The 21166-nt window shown below is 58.1% G+C and carries 17 protein-coding genes; 13 read left to right on the forward strand and 4 right to left on the reverse strand.

Features of this window, described 5'->3' with window-relative positions; genetic code table 11:
* The 3 genes from J3454_RS15555 to J3454_RS15565 all read left to right on the forward strand — a co-directional run.
* On the forward strand, positions 1 to 1020 hold a 1020-nt coding region (locus J3454_RS15555), incomplete at its 5' end, for a 3'-5' exonuclease (protein ID WP_349514695.1).
* Positions 1021 to 1109: 89 nt separating this feature from the next.
* Entirely contained in the window at positions 1110 to 2105 is a 996-nt protein-coding gene (locus J3454_RS15560) for a 3'-5' exonuclease family protein (RefSeq protein ID WP_349514696.1), read from the forward strand.
* Between the two features lie 564 nt (positions 2106 to 2669).
* Complete coding sequence (locus tag J3454_RS15565; RefSeq protein WP_349514697.1) at positions 2670 to 4865, forward strand: putative bifunctional diguanylate cyclase/phosphodiesterase; 2196 nt, start codon at positions 2670 to 2672, stop codon at positions 4863 to 4865.
* Positions 4866 to 4883: 18 nt separating this feature from the next.
* On the opposite strand, the gene J3454_RS15570 is transcribed toward J3454_RS15565, so the two are convergent.
* Both J3454_RS15570 and J3454_RS15575 read right to left on the reverse strand, forming a co-directional pair.
* Positions 4884 to 7223 (reverse strand): putative bifunctional diguanylate cyclase/phosphodiesterase, encoded by a 2340-nt coding sequence (locus tag J3454_RS15570; RefSeq protein ID WP_349514698.1) that lies wholly within the window; start codon positions 7221 to 7223, stop codon positions 4884 to 4886.
* Positions 7220 to 7867 carry a cupredoxin domain-containing protein gene (locus J3454_RS15575; RefSeq protein ID WP_349514699.1) on the reverse strand — a complete coding sequence of 216 codons (648 nt, stop codon included), beginning with the start codon at positions 7865 to 7867 and terminating at the stop codon, positions 7220 to 7222. The genes J3454_RS15570 and J3454_RS15575 overlap by 4 nt, the downstream gene beginning before the upstream one ends.
* 91 nt (positions 7868 to 7958) lie before the next feature.
* Here J3454_RS15575 and J3454_RS15580 point away from each other — a divergent pair, with 91 nt between their 5' ends.
* Complete coding sequence (locus J3454_RS15580) at positions 7959 to 8255, forward strand: group I truncated hemoglobin (protein WP_349514700.1); 297 nt, start codon at positions 7959 to 7961, stop codon at positions 8253 to 8255.
* A 194-nt stretch (positions 8256 to 8449) separates the two neighbouring features.
* Here the strand turns inward: J3454_RS15580 and J3454_RS15585 are convergent, their stop codons facing one another.
* Positions 8450 to 8665, reverse strand: a complete 216-nt coding sequence (locus tag J3454_RS15585) for a hypothetical protein (protein ID WP_349514701.1) — start codon at positions 8663 to 8665, stop codon at positions 8450 to 8452.
* A gap of 1019 nt (positions 8666 to 9684) precedes the next feature.
* Here J3454_RS15585 and J3454_RS15590 point away from each other — a divergent pair.
* From J3454_RS15590 to J3454_RS15625, 8 genes are all read left to right on the forward strand, one after another.
* Positions 9685 to 10125, forward strand: coding sequence for a PilZ domain-containing protein (locus J3454_RS15590; protein ID WP_349514702.1), 441 nt, complete (start codon positions 9685 to 9687; stop codon positions 10123 to 10125).
* Positions 10126 to 10322: 197 nt separating this feature from the next.
* Positions 10323 to 11588: a cyclic di-GMP phosphodiesterase gene (locus tag J3454_RS15595; RefSeq protein WP_349514703.1), complete on the forward strand. Its 1266-nt coding sequence runs from the start codon at positions 10323 to 10325 to the stop codon at positions 11586 to 11588.
* A 439-nt stretch (positions 11589 to 12027) separates the two neighbouring features.
* Entirely contained in the window at positions 12028 to 13137 is a 1110-nt protein-coding gene (locus J3454_RS15600) for an IS110 family RNA-guided transposase (protein ID WP_349514750.1), read from the forward strand.
* Between the two features lie 526 nt (positions 13138 to 13663).
* Positions 13664 to 13966, forward strand: a complete 303-nt coding sequence (locus J3454_RS15605) for a hypothetical protein (protein WP_502878619.1) — start codon at positions 13664 to 13666, stop codon at positions 13964 to 13966.
* A 652-nt stretch (positions 13967 to 14618) separates the two neighbouring features.
* Complete coding sequence (locus J3454_RS15610; protein ID WP_349514704.1) at positions 14619 to 15170, forward strand: Csu type fimbrial protein; 552 nt, start codon at positions 14619 to 14621, stop codon at positions 15168 to 15170.
* Between the two features lie 177 nt (positions 15171 to 15347).
* The gene (locus J3454_RS15615; protein ID WP_349514705.1) at positions 15348 to 16130 is read left to right on the forward strand and encodes a fimbria/pilus periplasmic chaperone; all 783 of its coding nucleotides are present in this window, start codon (positions 15348 to 15350) and stop codon (positions 16128 to 16130) included.
* Between the two features lie 8 nt (positions 16131 to 16138).
* On the forward strand, positions 16139 to 18655 hold the full coding sequence (locus J3454_RS15620; protein ID WP_349514706.1) for a fimbria/pilus outer membrane usher protein: 2517 nt from the start codon (positions 16139 to 16141) through the stop codon (positions 18653 to 18655).
* Positions 18652 to 19545 (forward strand): hypothetical protein, encoded by an 894-nt coding sequence (locus tag J3454_RS15625; protein ID WP_349514707.1) that lies wholly within the window; start codon positions 18652 to 18654, stop codon positions 19543 to 19545. The genes J3454_RS15620 and J3454_RS15625 overlap by 4 nt, the downstream gene beginning before the upstream one ends.
* A 1-nt stretch (position 19546) precedes the next feature.
* Here the strand turns inward: J3454_RS15625 and J3454_RS15630 are convergent, their stop codons facing one another.
* A complete protein-coding gene (locus J3454_RS15630; RefSeq protein WP_349514708.1) occupies positions 19547 to 19966 on the reverse strand; it encodes a hypothetical protein in 420 nt (139 codons plus the stop codon).
* Positions 19967 to 20388: 422 nt separating this feature from the next.
* Between J3454_RS15630 and J3454_RS15635 the strand changes: the two genes are divergently transcribed.
* Positions 20389 to 20886 (forward strand): hypothetical protein, encoded by a 498-nt coding sequence (locus J3454_RS15635; RefSeq protein WP_349514709.1) that lies wholly within the window; start codon positions 20389 to 20391, stop codon positions 20884 to 20886.
* The last annotated feature ends 280 nt before the right edge of the window (positions 20887 to 21166 follow it).

Consider the following 21166-nt stretch of genomic DNA (forward strand, 5'->3'; position numbering starts at 1 on the left):
ATCCCAGCTTCCTGCTCCTTCAAGATCGCAATGATCTGCTCTTCATTGAACCTGCTTCGCTTCATATCGTCCGACTCCTTGCGTCAGACTCTACCAAAAAGCGGTCACATTTCAGGGGAGCACGTCATCACAATGCGATTTTCATCATCAACCCAAAAGCTCGAGCGTGCCGCGCGCACGCTTGAAGCAAGCGGCGATTACCGCGTCGTTCGAAAAATTCCCGAACCCTTTTCGCGCATGGACGGCAATGCGCCGCCTGACGCCAAATGCGTGGCGATCGTTGATTGCGAAACGACCGGCCTGTCGCTCGCTGATGACGAGGTGATCGAGCTCGCAATCCTGCTTGCGTGGGTATCGAACGATGGCGAGGTTTTGGCGCACCTCGGGCCATGGTCGTGGCTCGCCGATCCGGGTCGGTCTTTGTCGCCGGAGATCATGCGGCTGACCGGATTGTGCGACGAAGATCTTGCAGGTCAGTCCATCGATCTGGAACATGTAAAGACCTTGCTGGACCGCGCGGATCTTGTGCTGGCGCACAACGCAAGTTTCGACATCGCATGGTTCGATCAGCTCTTGCCCGAATTGGCCGACAAGCCATGGGCATGCAGCATGCGCGAGATCGGTTGGTCCGCAATGCAGTTTGAAGGCCGCAGCCAACCCAATCTGCTCAGTAAACATGGTTGGTTTTCGGCTGCGCATAGGGCATCGGCAGATGTATGGAGCCTGTTTTGGCTGCTGATGCAGAAGCGTGCAGACCCTGATGGCGAAAATGTGCGCAGCCATTTTGCAAGGCTGCTGGAGTCGTCAGCGCAGCCAAGCATGCTGATCTCAGCCACGGGCGCGCCGTTCGCCGCCAAAGATGAACTCAAGGCGCGCAGCTATAGATGGAATGTGGTGGAGCGGCTCTGGCAGAAACAGGTCCGGCTCGATGAAGCATCATCGGAGATGGCATGGCTTCAAGGAAAACTGCTGCCAGCGCCTACCACCAAAACCGTGACCGCTGCTGAGCGTTATCGCTGAGCACGAATCAAAGCCCAAACCACCACATTTATGATCACGCCAACCAGGCCCGCTGCGTGCGGGCCTGTTGCGTTTCAAGGACACAGACAATGAACACGAACAGCACCAAAGCCAATTCCACTTTGCCGGCCGACAGCCGCACAGAATTTTCGACCGATCCAAGCTATGCCGCGGAGACGAATGGCGGAAGAGACGGCGCGGCAATTTTCGCTGGCGCCAATGAGCATGATCACGCCGTCAGTGGCCCGAGTAATTTCGAAACCGCGCTCGAACTCGAGGCCCGTCAGTTCGCCGCCCGGTCACATGCAAGCGATGGCCAGGGGCAGCGCCCAGTGCGTGTCATCGTGGCCGATCTTGAGTTCGGCTACGACCGCACGCGCAATGGCGGATACCGAACCGCCGAGGGCAAGGATGCCGAGAACGATATCCGCTGGCCATTCCATCGCGTCGCATGTGCATGCTGGTTCGTCCTAAGGTTCGATCCGGGGTACGACGTGCCGGTCGTCGAGACGATCACGGTCGCGGCCAACGATGAGGCGAGCGAACAGGAGATCACCGTGCGCTTGTTCGCCGCGCTTGAACTTTGTCCTGATGCGCTCTTGGCCACCTGGGCAGGGGAGGGGAAGGACTTGCCTGTTCTTCGCCGGGTGGCGAGCGAATACGGGTTGCTGCTGCCGCCGCAGCTTTTGGATCTCAGCCCCTATGCCCGGCAAAGGCTGGATCTGTGCCGTGCGGTCGCCGGGCGCGCAGCCTTCCCGCATCTCCCGGAATATGCCGCAGCGGTGGGTGTCCCTTGCAAGCCTTCGCCCTCAAAGCAGATCGGCCAGCTGGTCGAATGCGAGGTGTGGGACAAGGTGCGAGATCAGTGCTTGGCCGACGTGCTGACGACCACTGTGATTGGCCTGCGCCATTTGGCTGCGCACGGCGCCATCGCCATTCACCCGCAGCGCAGCCTGCTCGTGCTTGCCGATGCTGCGGCAAAGGCAATGCCCGCAAGCAAGTTCGTGTCGACCAGGTTCAGCCCCTGGGCGCGGGGGCAGGTTGCCGGCGCGCGGCTCAAAGGCACGGTCTTCCGCGCGGCATAATCAGCACACCGGCACTGAACCGATCGACTGCGGATCCTCCCACTAAACCGAACAGGAGAACACCATGACCCGATCGCCCACCGCCGCTCCGGACACTTTGCGCGGCGACCGGCGCAACATCACAATGCGCAGACCCAATCGCTCCCCTCAACAAGGAGCACATCCGCCGCAGGTCCCATCCGGGCTGCTGCGGCTTTTTCGAATCTGAAGAAAACCTACAATGCCCAAATTTTCCAAATCAACACGCGGCCGCGCCATGGTCGCGCATTTCTAACCTTGAATGCCGCGCTACAATTTCTGTCTAAGAGCAAGGGCGGTGATACCGATCAATAACGTGTTATGGCCGGCAAAGCCGATCCCACCATTGCCGTTATTTTGCATGATCGCCCCCTTGCTTTGGGCAGGAACCAGCGTCACCAGCCCCACTGGAACGAGGCTGCCCTAGGCCGCGGTTCTGGCTTGCGGGATTTTTTGCGTATCGGACCAATATGTAGTTCTCTGGAGGGGAACGGAACGGAATAATTCGCGTGGAGGTCTCACATGCGTTGCTGAAGGGACGCTTGTGTGCACACCTGCCCGATACCAAAGGACGAAGCTGAGCGCCTTGTTCAGTTGCCGCGATATCGCCTGTTCGGATCGCAACCCGAGCCGATCTTTGATGCTGTCGCGCAAGCGGCAGCGCTTTCCCATGGTGTCCCGATTTCACTCATTTCACTGGTTGGAGAGCGCGAGCTGTGGCTGAAAGCAAAGTGGGGAGTAAACCTATCGTCTATCCCGCGTGAGCAGTCCTTCTGTGGGCACACGGTCGCGGTACGCGACTTGTTTATCGTGCCTGACGCACTGCAGGACGACCGTTTCAGGGATCATCCTCTTGTAACCGGGGCGCCTGGAATCCGCTTTTATGCAGGGCAGCCACTCATCAACGATTCCGGCGTGGCTCTGGGTGCCTTGTGCCTTATCGACACCATCCCACGGCCCGACCTGAAGCGAGAACAGCTCGATCTTTTGATTCGGCTTTCGCAGCTCGTTTCTCGAAAATTTGATAACCGCCGAGATCTTAGCGTGCAAGGTGCCGTAACTGGCTTCACCAAGTCGAGCGGCGTCGCAATTGTCACTACAAATGAGGCGGGCGCCATATCCTTTTGGAACGCGGCTGCTGAGAAACTGTTCGGCCATCGCTTTGCCGAGGTTGAGGGCCAAGACATATCTTTGATTATCCCGGATCGATTTCGCGCCGATCATCATCATGGGCTTGCGCGCATTAGCGCTGGCGGCCAGCCCCGTCTCGCAGGTAAAGCAGTCGAGGTCGTCGGCCTTCATCAAGACGGATACGAGTTCCCAATTGAAATTTCGCTATCTGCTTGGAAAGGTCCGTCGGGCTGGGAATTTGGTGCGCAGATCCAGGACATTTCACTTCGGCATGCGCGCGATCTCAAACTGAGGCACTTGGCGGTACATGATCCACTGACAGGCTTACCCAACCGACGAGAGTTCAGCGACCGCCTTACCGAATTGGTGCATCTTGGTGAGGCCGCCGCGGTGCTGATGCTGGATCTCGACGGCTTCAAGGGCGTGAACGACACGCTTGGTCATCTTACAGGAGACGATTTGCTTCGCCTTGTTGCTGTACGCCTGGCGGCACGTTTGCCTGCCGGTTCGTTGCTGGCGCGCATGGGCGGTGATGAATTTGCAGTTTTGCTTACTGGCTGCGAGGATCCGACCTACGCCCGAGGTTTGGGACAATCCATGGTTGATGCCTTCGATCGGGATTTTTCCATTGGCGGACATGAGCTGCGATTGTCCACCAGCGTTGGATTTGCGTTGGCGCCAATGCACGCGACCGATGCCGAGGAACTTCTTTTGCGCGCAGACCTGGCACTTATCGAAGCCAAACGTCACGCCTGTGGTATCGTGAGAATGTTTGATCGCGGTCTCGAAAACAGACTTCTCGCTCAGCGAGCGTTTCGTGACGAAGTTCGACAAGCAACGATCGCCAAAGAGTGGGAACTTCACTACCAACCCCAGCTAGGCCTGACTGACAATCGGCTCCTAGGTGCAGAAGCACTGCTGCGATGGAACCATCCCACAAGGGGCCTTATTGCACCCGGCGTCTTTCTCGAAACGCTCGAAAAACACGCTGTGGCAGCGGAGGTCGGGCGTTGGATAATCGATGAAGCATGCGGTGAATTGGTCCGCGCGCGACGCGCCGGAATCCCGCTCCCCTCCATCAGTATTAACCTATTCGCGATCCAGCTTCGCAGCGCAGGTATCGAAAACACGGTGCTCAGCGTTCTCGAACACCATTCGCTCGAACCCTCTGATCTCGAGCTGGAATTGACCGAAACCGTTGTCCTTCGCCAAGATGCCAGATCACTGGCTGAACTGCTGGCACTTCGTCAGGCTGGCGTTCGGCTCGCATTCGACGATTTTGGCACTGGGTTCGCGTCCTTCTCAACCCTCAAAGGCTTTCCAGTCGATAAGCTTAAAATCGACAAATCCTTTGTCGGCGATGTCACCCGCAGTCCTCATAGCCGCGCTATCGTTGGCGGCATTGCGCACCTGTCCCGCGAACTCGGCTTGAACCTTGTTGCCGAAGGCGTGGAAACCACAGCGCAGCGAGACGCCTTGCTCGAATTGGGCTGCACTATCGGGCAGGGATATCTCTGGGGGAGGCCTGCACCCCGTATAGCGCCCTTCGTGTCAGGTATTGTGCCCGACACCGATTTTGCCTCCCCGGCTAGACCTGCAATCGCGCAGTAACTGTCAGCAAAGCAACAATTACGCGTACAGCAGGCGCTGATAACCAGCGCCTTTTTGCAGCAGCCCGGCAACCTCTCCTGCAGTGACGGGCCGAGAGAACAAAAACCCCTGGATGTGCTGACAGCCTTCGCGCTTGAGCACTTCGAATTGTGCGATATCCTCCACGCCTTCCGCCAGTGTCTCCATGCCGAGAGCATCAGCAAGCGTAGTAATTGCCCTGATCATGGCGTGGCCGGTTTCGCTGGTGCCGAGGTCCTCGACGAAGCTCCGGTCGATCTTCACTTTGTCAAATGGGAAGCAGCGCAGGTAGCTTAGCGAGGAATAGCCGGTGCCGAAATCATCGAGCGAGAGGCGAACGCCGAGGTTGCGCAGGCGGTGAAGCGTCGCCAGCGTCGCATTGATGTCGACGATGAAGATGCTTTCGGTGATTTCCAGCTCCAATCGCTCCGGTGCAAGTCCGCTGCTTGCAAGAGCTTGCAAGATGGTGGTCGAAAGGCCGCTCGAAGCGAACTGCCGGGGCGAGACATTGACCGCTACCGAAACATCGTCGGGCCACATGTTCGCCTGATGGCAGGCTTCGCGGATCACCCACTCACCGATCGGGACGATCAGCCCGGTTTCCTCGGCAAGTGCGATGAATTCTGCCGGGTTGACCAGACCGCGCTCCGGGTGGTTCCAGCGGATCAGGGCTTCAAACCCGGTCAGCCGCTTTTCAGCGAGGCTGTAAAGCGGCTGGAAGTAAAGCTCGAATCCGCCATCCTTGATTGCCGCACGTAGATCAATCTCGAGCTGCCGTCGCTGCCGCGCAGCCTCGTCCAAAGCGGGCTCGAAGAAGTGATAAGTCGATTTGCCCTCACGCTTGGCACGGTAGAGAGCAAGGTCGGCATTTTTCATCAGGGTGGTGCCGTCCTCGCCGTCACCTGGCGCCATTGCAATACCGATACTGGCACCGCACCTGGCGTGCTGACCATTGATCGCCATTGGTCGCTCGAATGAGCGCTGAAGAGCGTCCGCAATGTTTCCGAGGCTCTCCTTGCCGCTGATCCCGTCAATCAGGATCGCGAACTCATCGCCGCCCAGACGGGCAATCAGGGCATCCGGCAAATCCTGGCGCAGATGCTCGGCGACCATGCGCAGCAACTCATCCCCAGCAGGATGCCCCAGCGTGTCGTTGACCATCTTGAAGTCATCAAGATCGACATAAGCAATCATCACCTGGTCACCCCCGCGGCGCCGGACGAGAACATTGGCGAGCTGCTCGGTGAACAGCTTGCGGTTGGGTAAACCTGTGAGACCATCGTGAAGTCCGACATGGATGATCTGCCGCTCGCGTTCGTCGATTGCTGTAACCATCTGATTGAAGCTAACGGCAAGGCGAGCAATTTCGTCGTCGGTATCGATCGCAAGCGAGATCTCGCGCCCCTCACCAATCAGCCGGGTGGCTTCATCGAGTCTCTGCAACGGCTCGGTGACACTGCGCGCCACGCGCCAGCTAAGAGCCAGGACTGATAAAATCCCGCCCGCTGCCAGTCCTCCGAGCAGCCAGTTCACGCTGTCATATGCAGCCAGGGACTGGGTCAGCGAATGGCGCAGCACAAGGCGCGGCGACACGCCATCCTGCAGTACAGCCAGGTCAGAGACGTGATACAGAAAGCGCTCGGCTTCTTCGCGTTCGAACACGTCGCCAGTTTTCGCTGCGCTTAGCCACTCCGGCTGCTGTGCCGCTTCGGCCACTTGCGCTTCAAGCTCGATCGGAGCCAATTCAACAAGTCGATCAAGCTCGGACCGATCCAGCGGCTGAGCAATTACGAGCCAACCGATCAGGTCTGGCGCCTCGATTGGCGCCGCAGCGGCCAGCGCAAGCCCGCTCGGTGTGGCAATAATGCCGCGCGTTTCCCCTGCATCAAGCCGGGCCCAAAGTTTATCCGGTGCAGGAACTCCGGCTTTGTGCGCCGCCAGCACTTCCCCGTCCAACGTGAGCACGAATGCGAAGTCGCTGCGCACGCGGCTCTCCAGACTGGTGAGCGCACTGGTGATGGTCGGTCGGTCTGCGGTGGCTACCGATTGGCGAAAGCCAAAATCACGTGCCAACACATCGGCTTGATCACTCATTTGGCGTGCACGCGAAGCGATGATCTCGTCAAACACCCGGGCGTTGGCGGCCAGATCGCGAGCGGCACTCATTTCTGCAAAACGCGACAATCCACTGCTCGCAAGTGATACAATAACAGCCAGCACCATTGCGAACAACGAGGCATAAAGCACTGCGATCCGCAGCCGCAGCGAACCGAATCGGAGCCTCGCTAGCCGGACAAGGGTATGCATCCCAAAGCTGTGGAGCCGCAAGGCACGGGTCATCTCAGGTTGACCTTGAGCTTGTGGGCCTGCGATGCGCCGCTCACTGTCAATGCTGACTTTGCTTCATTCGCAGCGCTACGCAATTGCGGGTGCCATACCGTCAGCCTGGCGTTGCCGACTGGCATTCCCTTCAATGTCACATAGCCATTGTGGTCGGTCGTCCCGGCAAACGGTGTATCGGTGACTCGAATATAGCCGCGCATCTCATCATGAATGTTGCAGCCGAGTTTAACGCTGCCGATGATCGGAAAGGTTTGGGTGCGGGTTGTGTCTCGACCATAGAGCTCGATTTCGAACCGTGCCGGCTTGGAGAAACTATAGATAGAGTGGCGCACCTGATCGAGGTTGGGAAATGCCACGGTGCTGCCCTGCGCAACGATCAAAGTGCCCGGCGTAAATTGCAGGTTTTTCTGGGCCATTCCCATTTTCCATGGGAAGCGTATAGGCCCGGCAGGAGGGCGCCCGCTGTGTAGCTCGACCACAGCGTCGCGCACCGGCATGCCGTTGGCATCGACCACCTGAACCTTCACACTCGACCCGGCGGCGGCGGCTGCCGGGCTACCGTACAAGGCGCCGCTTAGCGAAAATGCTGAGCAGGCCGCCATGGCGAACAGCAGGAGGTGAAAGGGCGAATCGCGTAGCATGGTTCTTCACGACAAATGCACATGACACCTTAAAAAACCCTCGCATCGCGGTTTAGGTGCAATTTACCTTCACGGTTTACTGTCCGGATGAATGACGATCAGCGCCACCTGTCTGCTAGCAATTTGCCATGCTTTCGCTTCTAACACCGGCATTACGCCGGATGACCGTACTGCACCGCAGATCGTCTACCTGCTGGGCGCAGGCGGTGATTACACCGGTCGCGACATGCGCACAGCACATGAGGGAATGGGTGTGACCAAGGCCGATCTCAATGCGCTGGTGGAAAATCTGCAGGCCGCGATGCGCGAGGCCGGCGTGCCTTTTGCCGCGCAGAACCGTCTGCTGGCCAAACTTGCCCCAATGTCGAGAGATGTTGTCGAGCGCTGAAACGGGAAGTGCTGCTTGCGGATGGTAATCAAAGCCGCAGCGCAGCCGCCTGATCTTCAGGCAGTTCCAGACAGATCCGGCCAATTGGAGGGGCAGCACGGGTTACCTGAAGCTCGTGGAATCTGCCATTTGGACCGGGCTGGCATTGATCAGGGCGCTCCGATATTACCAGCCCAGATCGCTCAGCTTGCGGATCAGCCCCCTGATAGCAAGGAGATGAAAAACTCCGTTGCATGATAGAGCATTTGAGCGAACGCGTAGAGCAACAGCATATATGAGGCCATCACCAGACTGCCCACAACCAGCGCCTCAATCTGTAAGGGGCGGCCGAGCTGTTCGTCTGGGTAGGAGCCCCACTCTTTCATGGGCACCGGTGACCTTGCCAGAACCGATCCCAGCGCGCTGCCCATCCGCCGCGCACCATTGCGCAACTGATATCCCCTGAACGTGGTGACACACACCAGGCGCCGGTGCGGTTACCGCCAGCCCGGCCGGTTGAAGTGCAGCGCATCGTCGGCCCTGAAACCAGAATGTGGCCGCTAGGCGCCAAGCCCGTTCGGGTTCCGAGCAGGGCCACCAGCGCGTCACGCGATGTAATCGGATCGCTTGCGGAGCAGGGATGGCCGCTAGAGCAGCTCCCGTCGAGTTCGCGTGCCGCAATTCCGGAGAGCCGCAGCCTGGGTCCCTCCATGCACCAGACCGGGCCATCGCCGTCCCAGACATGGGTCGGGGTGCAGGCGAAAGTCTCGCCAGCGGGCACCACCGCGACCTGAAGCGCGAAGAGCAATGATGTAAACGACATGACGTCTCCCTACCATGGTTTGCGTATGTTCCGCCACGTAGACGTGAATGAACGCAACTGTTCCAACTGGTCGTGCGTTGGACCAAGGCCATAGTCGAGCTAGCGTTACTATATTACTGTAAAACCTTCACCCAGCTCCGCAGCGTAGGCATCGAACAGGCCTGAGCGAGAAGGCCGGCTAAGCCGTTGAGGACGTACTAGCGTCGGGTGCTCGGCCGCGGCACGTGACTACACGCACTGAAGAGCCCGAACATGGACTTGCCTGAAGAAGAGGAGTTGGTCCGGGGCATTGATCGTGCCGAGGACGAAGGGAGGAGGAGGTGCTCTCGGCAATAGATCCGGGCGTTTTTTTCACAAAACCTCCAAAGATTGCGGTGCCCTCATGGCTATTCTCCGAGGCGTTCACACCATCTGCCGGGGCATCCTGATTGGTCAGCACTTCATCGTAGATAACTGATAAAGTGAGTTTAAAAACCCAATCGGGCTTTAGCAGGCGTCACCTTGCTCGCGATCGAACCGGCGGCCTTACAACGGCTCGCCCACTGCATCAGCTAAGTCTCCTTAGGTCCCGATTACCCAGCATTTACTAATGCCGGGTATGCCTAAACGGGCGAAAGGAGTGTGCCATTGTCAGGTTTCGGCCGAAAAAGGTCCGCGCTCGCTCCCCGTGAAAAGCGCAGGGCCGAGCGTCTAAAAGCTAGTTCACCAGCCTTCGTTGAAACTCCAGCATCACGCGAGGCCGTGACGGTAGTCGACTTTTCGGCGACCGGCGCACGGGTAATTGGTTCATGCCTTCCGCCCTCACGAAGGGATGTATGGCTCAATGTCGATGGGCTAGCTCTTTTTGGCACCATTGTCTGGCGTAAGGATTATTGTTTCGGAATAAGATTCGATGAAAGTGTCAATCAATACAATCCTGACGATGTAAAACGGGCACTCGAACAAGCTGAATTATACGCGACAAGTTTCGATCGGGAGGCCGTTCTGCAGGAGATTCTAAGGAATACCTCCAGCATTTGCGATCCCGAAGAAGAACTGGCTCCGGATGACGCAGAATCTTCGGTTTAGATGTGGCTTCAATGAAATTTTTTTGCTGCCGTCAACCGAAGCGTTGCTCTTCAGATAGCCAGTCGATTGACCTGTCAGCCCCCGCCGCTCCTTAAATTGGTCGCCACGTCAATAGGGAGTTTTGCAGATGTGATCTAAGCTCTTTTGAAACCGGGACCTAACAGAATGATTTTTCTGCACAAGCTTGGGGGCGCATCATGCTGAAGCATATTGAGCTTTCGGACCTCGAACTCGGCATGTTCGTCCACAAGATGGAGGGAAGTTGGTTCGACCACCCGTTCTGGAAGCCCAATTTCCTGATCGAAGACCAAAAACAACTGCAACTTCTCACGCAGAGCAAGTTACGCGGGGTCGTCATAGACACATCCAAGGGAACGGATGTGACTGCTTCCAAAGCCGGTGCGGGCGTTCCGGCCAACAACGCACCGGCAGCTGGCACGACGCGGATTTCAGCGATCAGCAAACGAAGTAAGCAAGAGGCGGTCTCCTCGAAGCCGGTCAACCTCGAGCAGGAATTGCAAGCCGCCCATGCTATCGCCAACAAGGCCAAAGAAAGTCTGCGGCGGACGTTCATGACCGCGCGCCTGGGTAAAGCCTTGAACGTGAAAACGGTTGAACCGATTGTCCATGATATCCTGGGGTCAGTGAGGCGCAATCCTCAGGCTTTCAGCGGTCTGATGCGTTGCAAACTTAAGAACGAATTGATGTTCCGCCATGCGCTTTCTGTAAGCGCGCTCATGGTGTCGCTGGCTAACAAAATGAAACTCCCGTCACAGGAAATCTATGAATGTGGTCTGGCGGGCCTACTGCTAGATATCGGGGCGAACTATTTGCCGCGGACCCTCGATCCGCCTGACGGTGATTACCGCAATGCAGACCCGAAGATTTGGCAGCAGCACGTAATGCTGGGCTACCGGGCGCTTGTGAATGACAATGATCTACCGCAACCTGTCCTCGACGCCGTTCTTCAGCACCACGAGCGAATTGATGGCAGCGGCTTTCCAAAGAGGCTCGAGGGCCATGCCATCGCCAAGGTCGCGCGCATGGCGGCGATCTGCGACACTTTCGATTTCATGCTTTGCCAGACTAGCGCAGACGCCGCTTCCGATCCGGCTTCGGCCATTGTGCATATGGAAGAGATGTCCGGTGCGTTCGACGACGAGATTCTGCGCCAATTTATCGAGTCGGTCGGCATGTATCCGATTGGTTCTTTCGTCAGACTGCGCAGTGAAAAGCTGGCGATGGTTATCGACGAGGATCGCAAGGACCACACTACGCCGATCGTGCAAGCGTTCTATTCCTATACCACTGGCGAACAGATCAAGCCCCACCGGATAACACTAGGGGGGAGCGGCGAAAGGGACCAGATTCTCGCCGTCGCTGACCTCTCAGGCCTCGGACTTCCCGATGATGCGCATTTGCGCGACATGATCTTTCTAAGCACGTACAGAAACCCGACATGATTTCAGCGATTCTGGCGAGTCTCAATTCTTGGCGGCGTCTTTGGGGTTGTGCTTACGGCTCGGGCCAATCGTTGGGACTCAGCCTCGCTCCAGGTGCTAGCGGCGTTTCAAATCATCGCGGGAGCGGCGGTAAGGGTTGTGTTGGGCGGGCATTCGCCAAGCCAGATGTTCGCATCTTTCTTGCTCGGTTTGGCGGCTGCGGCGGCCGCGCATGCCGCTACAAATCTTTTTCGGCGTCGCGGCCGTCCAAACCTTATCTGAATGCCCGGTATTGATGTCGTTGACGGTTCTCCACGCCGCGGGGTAATTTTCTGCGGATGAGTCTGAGAGAAGAGTAAGACCGTATGTCCGCCTCGGTGTTTGAGGTGGCTCGCCCTACACTGTGTCTCCGAGGGTTGCTCGGGTGGCCGAGCCGATCCTCATCACAGGAGGACGAGCCATGGATCAGCATATAGATGTTTTCGTCGGGATCGATGTGGCAAAATCGCGCAACGCTATCGCGATTGCCGACAGCGAGCGTGGCGGTGAGGTCAGGTATTTCGGTGAAGTGGACGCCGCGTACGATGCAATGCGGCGGGTGGTGCAGCGGATTACCGCGAAGCACGGGCGTGCGCATTTCTGCTATGAAGCGGGCCCTACCGGTTACGGTCTCTATCGCCTCATCAGCGGCATGGGGTATCCGTGCGACGTCGTTGCGCCCTCGCTGATACCGAGGAGGCCTGGTGACCGGGTCAAGACCAACCGGCGCGATGCGGTAGGTCTCGCCAAGCTTTTGCGGGCCGGAGAGCTGACGCCGGTCTGGGTCCCTGACGAGGGGCATGAAGCGATGCGCGACCTTGTTCGAGCGCGATCGGCTGCGGTGCGAGCGCAGCGTGTTCACCGCCAGCAGGTCAGCGCTTTCATGCTGAAGCATGGCCGGGTTTATCCGCGCAAGAAGAGCTGGTCGATGCGGTATCTGCGTTGGCTCCAGGAACAGCGCTTTGAGCATCCTGCCCATCAGATCGCATTGCAGGAACTCGTCGATGCAGTGCGGATATCGAAGGAGCGGATCGATCGCATTGAGGCTGCTATCGTCGAGTTCCTGCCAAGCTGGTCATTGGCGCCCGTCGTTCGGGCGCTTCAAGCATTACGCGGTGTCGATCTGATCGTCGCAGTAACGTTCGCCACCGAAGTTGGGGACGTGCGACGCTTCGACAGCCCTGGGCAGCTCATGGGGTATCTCGGCCTGGTGCCAAGCGAACGGTCCACCGGCGATACGATCCGGCGCGGCGGCATTACCAAGGCTGGCAACAGCCGCGTTCGCCATATGTTGGTCGAGAGTGCGTGGACCTATCGTCACCCACCCCGGGTGGGTACGAAGAAGCTGTACCTCCTCGAACAGACCACCCCGAAGGTCCGCGAGATCGCGTGGAAGGCGCAGAGCCGTCTGACAGGGCGGTATCGCACGCTGAGCGCGAACGGCAAGAAGACGACCGTGGTATGCACGGCGGTCGCTCGCGAACTGGCTGGCTTCATGTGGGCAGTTGCTCGGGAGGTGCAAACAGCCTGAGGCTGCCCAAAAGCCCCGCGCACAGGCGGGGGTGGGGCCACGGCAGGGGAACATCCGTCATGCGCTTTGTGGCCGGTATCGCCGACGCCCGTTGTAAGATCGGATCAGCCCCGGACGCAAAATCGGTAATGCGGTAGCCAACCCGCGTATCAGAGCTTGATCACCGACGTCTCTCAGGCCCCACCTCCACCTATGCGCGGATGCACTGGCACCGTTCTTCACCGAACGGATGATGCCGCACACCCAGAGCGTTGACAGCGGACATCAGAGCGATGTCCCAGCTCCACCTTGCGCGGCTGCTGCGAAGCGCCGAGTTTCCGCGCCCTGATTGTCGAGGGGCGTTGGTGCTATGACGATGTCATGTGATGATGCTGTCACCAGCGATGTTCAGCGTTTCGAGGTTTTCACCGGCGTTGGCAAGCGCCGGGACTGGCCGCCGGAGGTCAAGGCCTCGATCGTTGTTGGAAGCTATCGGCATGGATCGGCCTCACACTGCGCCAGAATTCGAGCGGCGGCAAGGAGCGGCTTGGCAGTATCGCTTGGCAGTATCACCAAGGCGGGCAACCCTTGCCTGCGCGAGTTGCTTGTGGTCGGTGCCATGGCCGTGGTGAGGCGAGCGAAGAAGGGCAGCACCAAGCGGCCATGGGTGGCGCAGCTGCTGGCACGCAAGAAGCCCAAGGTTGCCGCTGTCGCGCTGGCGAACAAGAATGCCCGGATCATCAGGGCGATGTTGGCAACCGGCGAGCCTTACCGGGAACCGGAATTGGCGGCAGCCTTAGAGATCGCGCCCCAGGGCGCCACACGAGTCGGAGAGGGCAGACTGAACTGACGCAACAAGCCGGTTGAAACCGCCGGAGCAGGAGAACCCGAGCGACCCAGCACCTCGAGTGCTTGCAATTGGGAGGGACCTGAACCGCGCGAATGGCATGAGGGCCAGCGGCCATACAAAGCCGCGCAAATAGGCCGCACACATGGGCGCCACGACCAGCCAGCGCAGTGCAGAAATACCCTTGCCAACGGAGGGCCGTCCACACACAGGTCGCTTCCTGAACGGCAGGAATTTTTCAAAAGCGAAGCAAAGCCGTCATGCCGCTTTCAGGGTTGAGCCCCAGCCCCGCTTATGACCGAAGCTGGGATGGATTGTTGAATGTCCGCTTTTCCCTGAGAAGACGCTTTGATCAAGCGGTCTTGGTCAAGCGGTCACTTTTCCTGGCCGTTTGTCAGCACGATTGACAAGGTTCGCGGTCAAATCCGTGCCAATTGGGCACGGCCCTCTTGTGGCGGATTCGTAAGCCGTTGATATAACCGATCTATTATGTCCTCCTCATCGCGATCCTTAAGAAAAGGTTAGCGCCGAAGCGATTCTCTGTTAGTTACCAATCTGCTTACGGGAAAGGGCGCCGGATCAATCTGATGCTGTGCAAAAACGGATTGCCTCCCCGGAGCAAGTTGAACCATTTTCGAACTGTAGGGGAATAGAAATGAAAAAGATCCTTTTGGCCGTCGCCACCGCTCCGCTGGCTTTTATGGCTGTTGGTGCTCATGCCGCCGAGACGTCGTCGGAAGATCTGGAAATCAGCGCCACCGTTCTGCCCGAGTGCAGTCTCGCTGATCTCAACCCGGTAAATTTCGGCACTCTGGCGATCAATACCGCCGCTGGCCCCGATGCTCTTTTGCTGACCGGCACCCGCCAGGACAGCGGTCAGCAGGTGTGGACGAGCTGCAACTATGCTGCGACCATCTCGATCGAGGGTCAGCCGATGGAAAATCAGGACCAGCAGAACACCGGTCCGGACGCTGGCGACTTCACCGACGAGCTGAATTACCGCATCACTTGGCGTTCTGACAATGGCAATGATTTCCTGCAGGCGAACCTGCGTACCGCGCAATCTTCAGTCGTGAGCCGAGTTCAGAACGGCGCATTCCACAACAATGCGATCGTAAACACCGCGCTGGCGACTGAAGACAATCCTCTGCGTCCGCTGTCGGGCACTTACACTGCCGTCGCCACGCTCACTCTCGGCGCGATCTGAACTGAAGCTACGGATCCACGCTTTTGCCTGAGGCACACAAGGGAGGGGAGGCTTGCGCTTCCCCTTCACTTTTTGAAAGTAAAGCATGTGCGGCGCCGTCGTGGGTTTGTCGTCAGGGGTGAATTAACCTCTCGGTGCCAAGGTCGACGTAATCGCAGAATATCTGGAGCGGGCGAAATGTTCGGTTGGTTACGTGGCATCCTTGCCATTCTCGTATGTTTGTCGCTGGCAGCGCAGGCGCAAGCCTCTCGCGTCTCGCCAATGATCGTCGAGCTAGAGCCCACCGGAACCGGCTCCATCGCAAGAATCGACCTTGTGAACGATGGTCTGCGTGACATTCCCTATGAAGTACAGATGATGCGGGGCGTGATCACGCCTGAAGGTCAGCTGGAACTGAATCCGGCAGACGAGGAATTCCTCGTGTTTCCTGCGCAGGCGATGATTGAAAGCAATTCCCAGCAGGTCTTCCGCATTCAATATGTCGGTGAAGGCGCTCTCGATCGTTCCGAGCTCTATTATATGGCGATTCGTCAGATACCTGTAGCCTTCGAACCTGGGGTTACGGAAGTCCAGATGGTCGTGAACTACAACGTTCTCGTCAATGTCGTCCCGCGTGGCTCGGCACCTGAACCAGTTGTAGTTTCGGCGCGCGCCGCATCGCGCACGGTGCCCGGGCCGCAGAATCAGGCCGCACCCGATGAGGATGCTACTCCGATCGAACAGTTGGGCGTCGAGATTGAACTGAGTAACGCAGGCAACCGGTTTTTCCTCGCCGGCCTTTCGCGTTGGTCGATAACCGGCGACGTTGGCGAAGCTCCTTTCTCTCAATCCTACAAAGGAGACGAGGCATCCCGTATCATCGGTGTCGGTGTTGTTGCCCCAGGTGCCACCAGAAAGTTCTTTTTTCCAACAGACGCGGGGCTTGATCCGGCAAGCGTGCGCGTCACGGTCGCGCCTTGAGATTAGCGATGAGGGGGCATCTGAGATTCAAGACGGGGTGCAGTTCGATCGCTCTGGCATTCGGGGTGCTGACGGCGGCGGCTCCGTTGCTTGCGGCACCGGCTCGGGGAGTTGCTCTGCCATCACCTCTGCAGGAGAATGCGCCCAGTTCCGAACGACGAAACAATGCGCGCCCGATCACACTCACCGTGCCGCTTATTTTTGGCCAGCGCGCGCTCGGCGAAGTTGTGATCGAAACCGACGGCACAGACGATGTGAGGGTCGAAACGTCTTCTTTAAGGCGCGAGCTGCTTCCACTTCTCAACGAAGAAGGCGTAGATGCCCTTGATCGTCTTATCGCCGGCGCGCAATTCACCGGCCCACAGGCGCTTGCTCGGATCGGTCTGACAATCCAGTTCGACTCGCGGCGCCTCTCGCTCGTAGTGGGCTCCATTCCTGGTGAGTATCGCCCGGTGCAGTCCCTTGGAAGGCCTGCGCGCGAAAGCAACCGGCCCAATCTTCCGGTCATCGAACCCGAAGCGTTCAGCTCCTATGTCAACGTCAACCTCAACCTTGATTACCAGAGCGAAACCGATTTCGAAGATCCCGAGGTGTTTCTCACAGGGGCGACGCGCATCCGCGACGTGGTCGTTGAGTATGACGGCGCTTTCAGTGACCAATTTGGCGAGGGTTATCGCTTCTACCGGCGCGGCGTTCGCGCGGTCTATGACGAACCCGATGCCCAGAGACGGTATTCAGCGGGCGATCTTCGGGCGCAGACCCTGCCCATTCTTCGGACGCCGTTCTTGGGCGGCGTGTCGATCGAAAAAGGGCGGCGCATCTTTGATCCCTTCCTTCCGGTGGCAAGGCTGGGAGCGCGCGAAATATTCCTGGATAATCGTTCGACCGTCGAGGTTCTGCTTAACGGCCAGACCTATCAGACCTTTCAGCTCGATGCCGGACGCTACGATCTTTCCGACCTGCCCGTACAAGTCGGAGCGAATGACGTCCAGCTCGTCATCAACGACTCCGCGGGACGCCGGCAGGTTGTCGATTTCAACTTCTTTTTCGAGCCGCTCGATCTGCCCGTCGGCGAAGACGAATATTCGATCGCGCTCGGTGCAATCGCACAGAACCTGACCTTTGAGCCCGAATATTCAGACGATATCGGCTTTTCCGCCTTTTACCGCCGGGCGTTTTCTGAAAATCTCGTGTTTGGAGGGGGGGCGCAGTTGTCGGAGGATCTCCAGCTTGGCGCTGTGACGGCCTCTATCGTGCCACAGATCATCCCTGGCGCCTTTCAGCTCGAAGCAGCGATGAGCACTGGGAATGCAGGGACTGGCTTTGCATTTCGCGGAAATTACCGCTTCCGGAGCGGCAGTTCCTTCACCGAAAGCCGGCAGTTCACGATCAACGTAGATTATGAAAGCGCAGGATATCAGACGCTTTCCGATATATTCCCAGTGGCGTTTGATTTGCTTTCGGTCAGCGCCAACTATACACAGTCGCTCAATCAGAACACATTTGTAAATGCGGGCGCAATTTACACAACGATTGGTGGGCGTTCTCGGGATAATTCAACGTTCTTTATTGATGTAGTGCACCGCCTGAATAACAGACTTCGCCTGACCGGCGGGGTGGAGTATGGTAGCAGCAGGTTTTTCGATGATAATTTCGGGGTTCGAGTTGGGGTCGCCTATGTCCTCGGAGGCAACGCGCGTGCCAATCTCGACTACCGCAGCCGCGCCGAACTTCTGCGTGCGACTCTCTCACGGGGAGTGCAGGATAAAGTCGGCAGCTTCGGATATGATCTGGGCTTTACAGATGCGCGCGGTCAAACCAGCTCCGATGCCGCTCTCACCTATATCGGAAATCGCTTCGAAGGTAGGGTTCTTACTCAGACGATTGGTGATGGAATAGGCTCGATGTTCGATCGTCAAACCGTCCGCATGCAGCTTGGGACGTCTCTTGCACTTGCTGGAGATTCCTTCGGCGTCGGCCGGCCGATCAGTGACAGTTTTGCCGTCCTGAACCCCAATCCCGCGATAACCCCTTATGAGGTAATTACGGGACGCAACTTGTCCAACAACCAGTATGACGCGCGCAGCGGGCTTCTGGGAGGCGCGGTTCAGGGCGATGTCATTTCCTACTCGCCGCAAGGCATCCAGTTCGACGTGACGGGAGGCGAGGCCGGAATCGACATTGGTGACGGTGTCGTTCAGGTCGATCCGCCTTACCGTTCAGGCTATGCGATCGAAGTGGGATCAGCCTATTTCGCGAGCGCCACGGGCTTTGTGCGAAGAGGTGCACAGCCCGCCGGACTTGTCAGCGGCATTGTACAATCGCAGAGTGACCCCGATTTTGAACCACAACCATTCTTTACTAATTCGGCGGGACGGTTTGCTATCATCGGTCTGGCACCCGGCGGCAGTTACGAAGTCGTCCTCAACACCGGTGAGAGTTTTGTCTTAGCGGTCCCGGCCGAAACCACTAGTCTCTACCGGGTCGAAGACATATTACTCGATTCAGCGCAGGAGCAGGAATGATGCATGTGTCACCTTTGAGTTATGCGTCGCTCGGTTTGCTGGGGCTATTCGCCCTTGAGGCGTCAGCTCTGGCTTGCGAGCCGCAATTTCTGCAATCAGCGCAGACGATCATGGCCACGGCTTCGGAAGTCGGAAATCAGGATGTGATCGAGACCGAAGCGCAGATTCTGGTGCGGAATGGTGGACAGGATGAATGCGCGGCATTCTTGCGGTTCTCGCGTTTTTCAACCTCCGCCCCGGATCCGTCGAGGATCATAACTCTGTCGACTAGCGGTCAGACGATCGATGTCCTGCCATCTGAGCTTTCTGCGGCGTCTTTGGCGAGCGATATCTTCATTGCCGCGATCCCCGGCGGAGGAACCAGCAGCAGGCCTATCCCGTTGCGCATGACCTTTCCCACAGACTGGGGCATCAGTAGCGGAACAAGCTCCGAGACCTTTCTCGTCCAGTTGATCGATGAGACCGGCGCGGCCTTCGACGATCTAGTCTTGACAGTGAATCTCAATGTGTTGCCATCGGTCAAGCTGCGCATTGTCGGGGCCACTGGCAATGACCGGATCGCGCGTATCGACCTGGGGCCGCTTGACCCGCGTCAGGTTACCCGTTCCAATCCCTTCGGTGTGCGAGTCTGGAGCACGTCCCCCTATAGCGTGACCTTCGCTTCGGAAAACGTTGGCATGCTCGCGCACGTCAATGCCGGCGACCGGATCGGATACGAGATGCGCGCTGCTGGCCGCGAGGTCGACTTGTCCGGTGCAAGCCCCGGCGCCTTTGGCCGCAAGACCGACGCAGTCGGGGACTATCACCCGCTCGAGATTGCTGTTCCGCCATTTGTCGCTCAAGCTGGCGATTATCGTGATCGGGTCGTCATTACTGTGACCGCCGGATAACTCACACGGGCGTCAGCGCAAAGCTGATTGCAAGGGGGGCAGCAAGTGATCCCGTTGCAACGTTGACCAGTACCGGCCCATGGCGCGCACCGCGCCGGAACTGGATGAAAGACAGCCCGGAAACTTCCAGGTCGCTGTTCTGCCCATCGTAACTGACTTTTGCCGATTCTCCTGGCTCGAGCGGGCGGTGAGTGGCAAGGACTTGAAACCCCTGGTTGGTGTTGCAGCTTTCAAACATTACTGCCGAGGCGATGGTCTCGTTTCCGGCGACTGCGAGAGGAGATGTCGCAAGAGAACATACCGGCGGGATGCGAGCGGAGATCCGCATGGATCCGCTTGCTGTTTCGCCTGCAACGGCGGGTTGCGAAACCATGCACCCGAAAGCGACAGCATAGCATATCATAATAGAACGAAAACGCATGGATACCTCCTGTAGGAAAAGGAACTACGCGAAAGGTGCTAAAGGAAGGTTTCCAGCTTAGGTGTTCAGGTTAAGTCAGACTTGGAAACAGGCGGTAAGCTCTTGGCGAAATCGGTGGCCGCGGGTGCTTTTGGCCAAGTCGATCTCGGGGTATTTGCCGAGCCCGACCTTCTTCCTGCGCCGTGGATACGGTATTTGAGCCGCCAGAGCTTCGCCCCGGTAGGCTGCACAAGCAGGAACAGCCTGGCGCATCGCCCATCTTATGGAGCTTTTCGCGCGGTTTTGCGTTGTGGATCGCGACGTTGTTGAGCGGCATGATCTAACCTCCTTTGACTGTCGTGGCCGCGAACGTGGGGGCTAGGCACAACAACCGACATCGATTCTTAATCGCATTGGCCCCCGTCGGTGTTGGATGAGGCCTCGTGCCTGAAGGGATCAGTGATACACAGCGCAGTGCGCTTGATCTCACCGTCGCAGCCATCACCGGCACCGGAGCGCCTGGGACATCGTTTGCAGGTCAAAGCGTTGATGGTGGCGACGCTATCGTTGGAACCAACGGCGCAACCGCATCCGCGCGTGGGCTGTTGGTTGCGGGCATTGCCTCGGTTGAATTGGTGAAGTCAGTGGTGCTGCGCGACCCGTTTGGCGGTACCAGCGCGGTACCCGGCACAATCGCCACCTTCTCCATTGCCGCGCGCATCATTGGCAGCGGTACGGTGAATGGCCTGATTGTGACCGACGCTATTTCGGATGGCACGACCTACCTCCCTGGCACACTGGTACTCGATACAGACACACTCAGAGACGCCGAGGACGGCGATGCTGGCTCCGCTTCAGGCAATGCAGGCATCAGCGTCAATCTCGGCGATCTGTCTGCGCCCGTTGAGCATTCCATCTCCTTTGATGTCGTGATCGACTGATCAGCGATTTCATGGCCTTCGATCATGTCACTGGTGACCTTCACCGATGGTGCGACCAGGAGTGGGCTAGAGAGCTTCGATGCTGCGACGATGGTAACCTATTCGGCGCAGGCCAATGGCTCAGGTCCATTCAAATATCCGCCGATCGGACCGTTCGATAGTTCTGTGCGCGGGTTACGGATTGCGCCTGCAGGGCGTATGCAGAGAGCCACCAGCGCCCCCGACCAACCCAGCTTTTCCATAAGGTTTCGTGCGAGGGTTGAATAGCGATGTGGACGGC

The sequence above is a fragment of the Erythrobacter sp. NFXS35 genome (genome assembly GCF_040148725.1).
Taxonomy (GTDB): Bacteria; Pseudomonadota; Alphaproteobacteria; order Sphingomonadales; family Sphingomonadaceae; genus Erythrobacter.

Bases quoted from the DNA above. Each gene is read 5' to 3' on its own strand.
- J3454_RS15570 (WP_349514698.1), bottom strand. From the start codon at position 7,223: ATGACCCGTGCCTTGCGGCTCCACAGCTTTGGGATGCATACCCTTGTC.
- J3454_RS15610 (WP_349514704.1), top strand. From the start codon at position 14,619: ATGAAAAAGATCCTTTTGGCCGTCGCCACCGCTCCGCTGGCTTTTATG.
- J3454_RS15600 (WP_349514750.1), top strand. From the start codon at position 12,028: ATGGATCAGCATATAGATGTTTTCGTCGGGATCGATGTGGCAAAATCG.
- J3454_RS15580 (WP_349514700.1), top strand. From the start codon at position 7,959: ATGACGATCAGCGCCACCTGTCTGCTAGCAATTTGCCATGCTTTCGCT.
- J3454_RS15620 (WP_349514706.1), top strand. From the start codon at position 16,139: ATGAGGGGGCATCTGAGATTCAAGACGGGGTGCAGTTCGATCGCTCTG.
- J3454_RS15560 (WP_349514696.1), top strand. From the start codon at position 1,110: ATGAACACGAACAGCACCAAAGCCAATTCCACTTTGCCGGCCGACAGC.
- J3454_RS15575 (WP_349514699.1), bottom strand. From the start codon at position 7,867: ATGCTACGCGATTCGCCCTTTCACCTCCTGCTGTTCGCCATGGCGGCC.
- J3454_RS15595 (WP_349514703.1), top strand. From the start codon at position 10,323: ATGCTGAAGCATATTGAGCTTTCGGACCTCGAACTCGGCATGTTCGTC.
- J3454_RS15585 (WP_349514701.1), bottom strand. From the start codon at position 8,665: ATGGGCAGCGCGCTGGGATCGGTTCTGGCAAGGTCACCGGTGCCCATG.
- J3454_RS15630 (WP_349514708.1), bottom strand. From the start codon at position 19,966: ATGCGTTTTCGTTCTATTATGATATGCTATGCTGTCGCTTTCGGGTGC.
- J3454_RS15615 (WP_349514705.1), top strand. From the start codon at position 15,348: ATGTTCGGTTGGTTACGTGGCATCCTTGCCATTCTCGTATGTTTGTCG.
- J3454_RS15625 (WP_349514707.1), top strand. From the start codon at position 18,652: ATGATGCATGTGTCACCTTTGAGTTATGCGTCGCTCGGTTTGCTGGGG.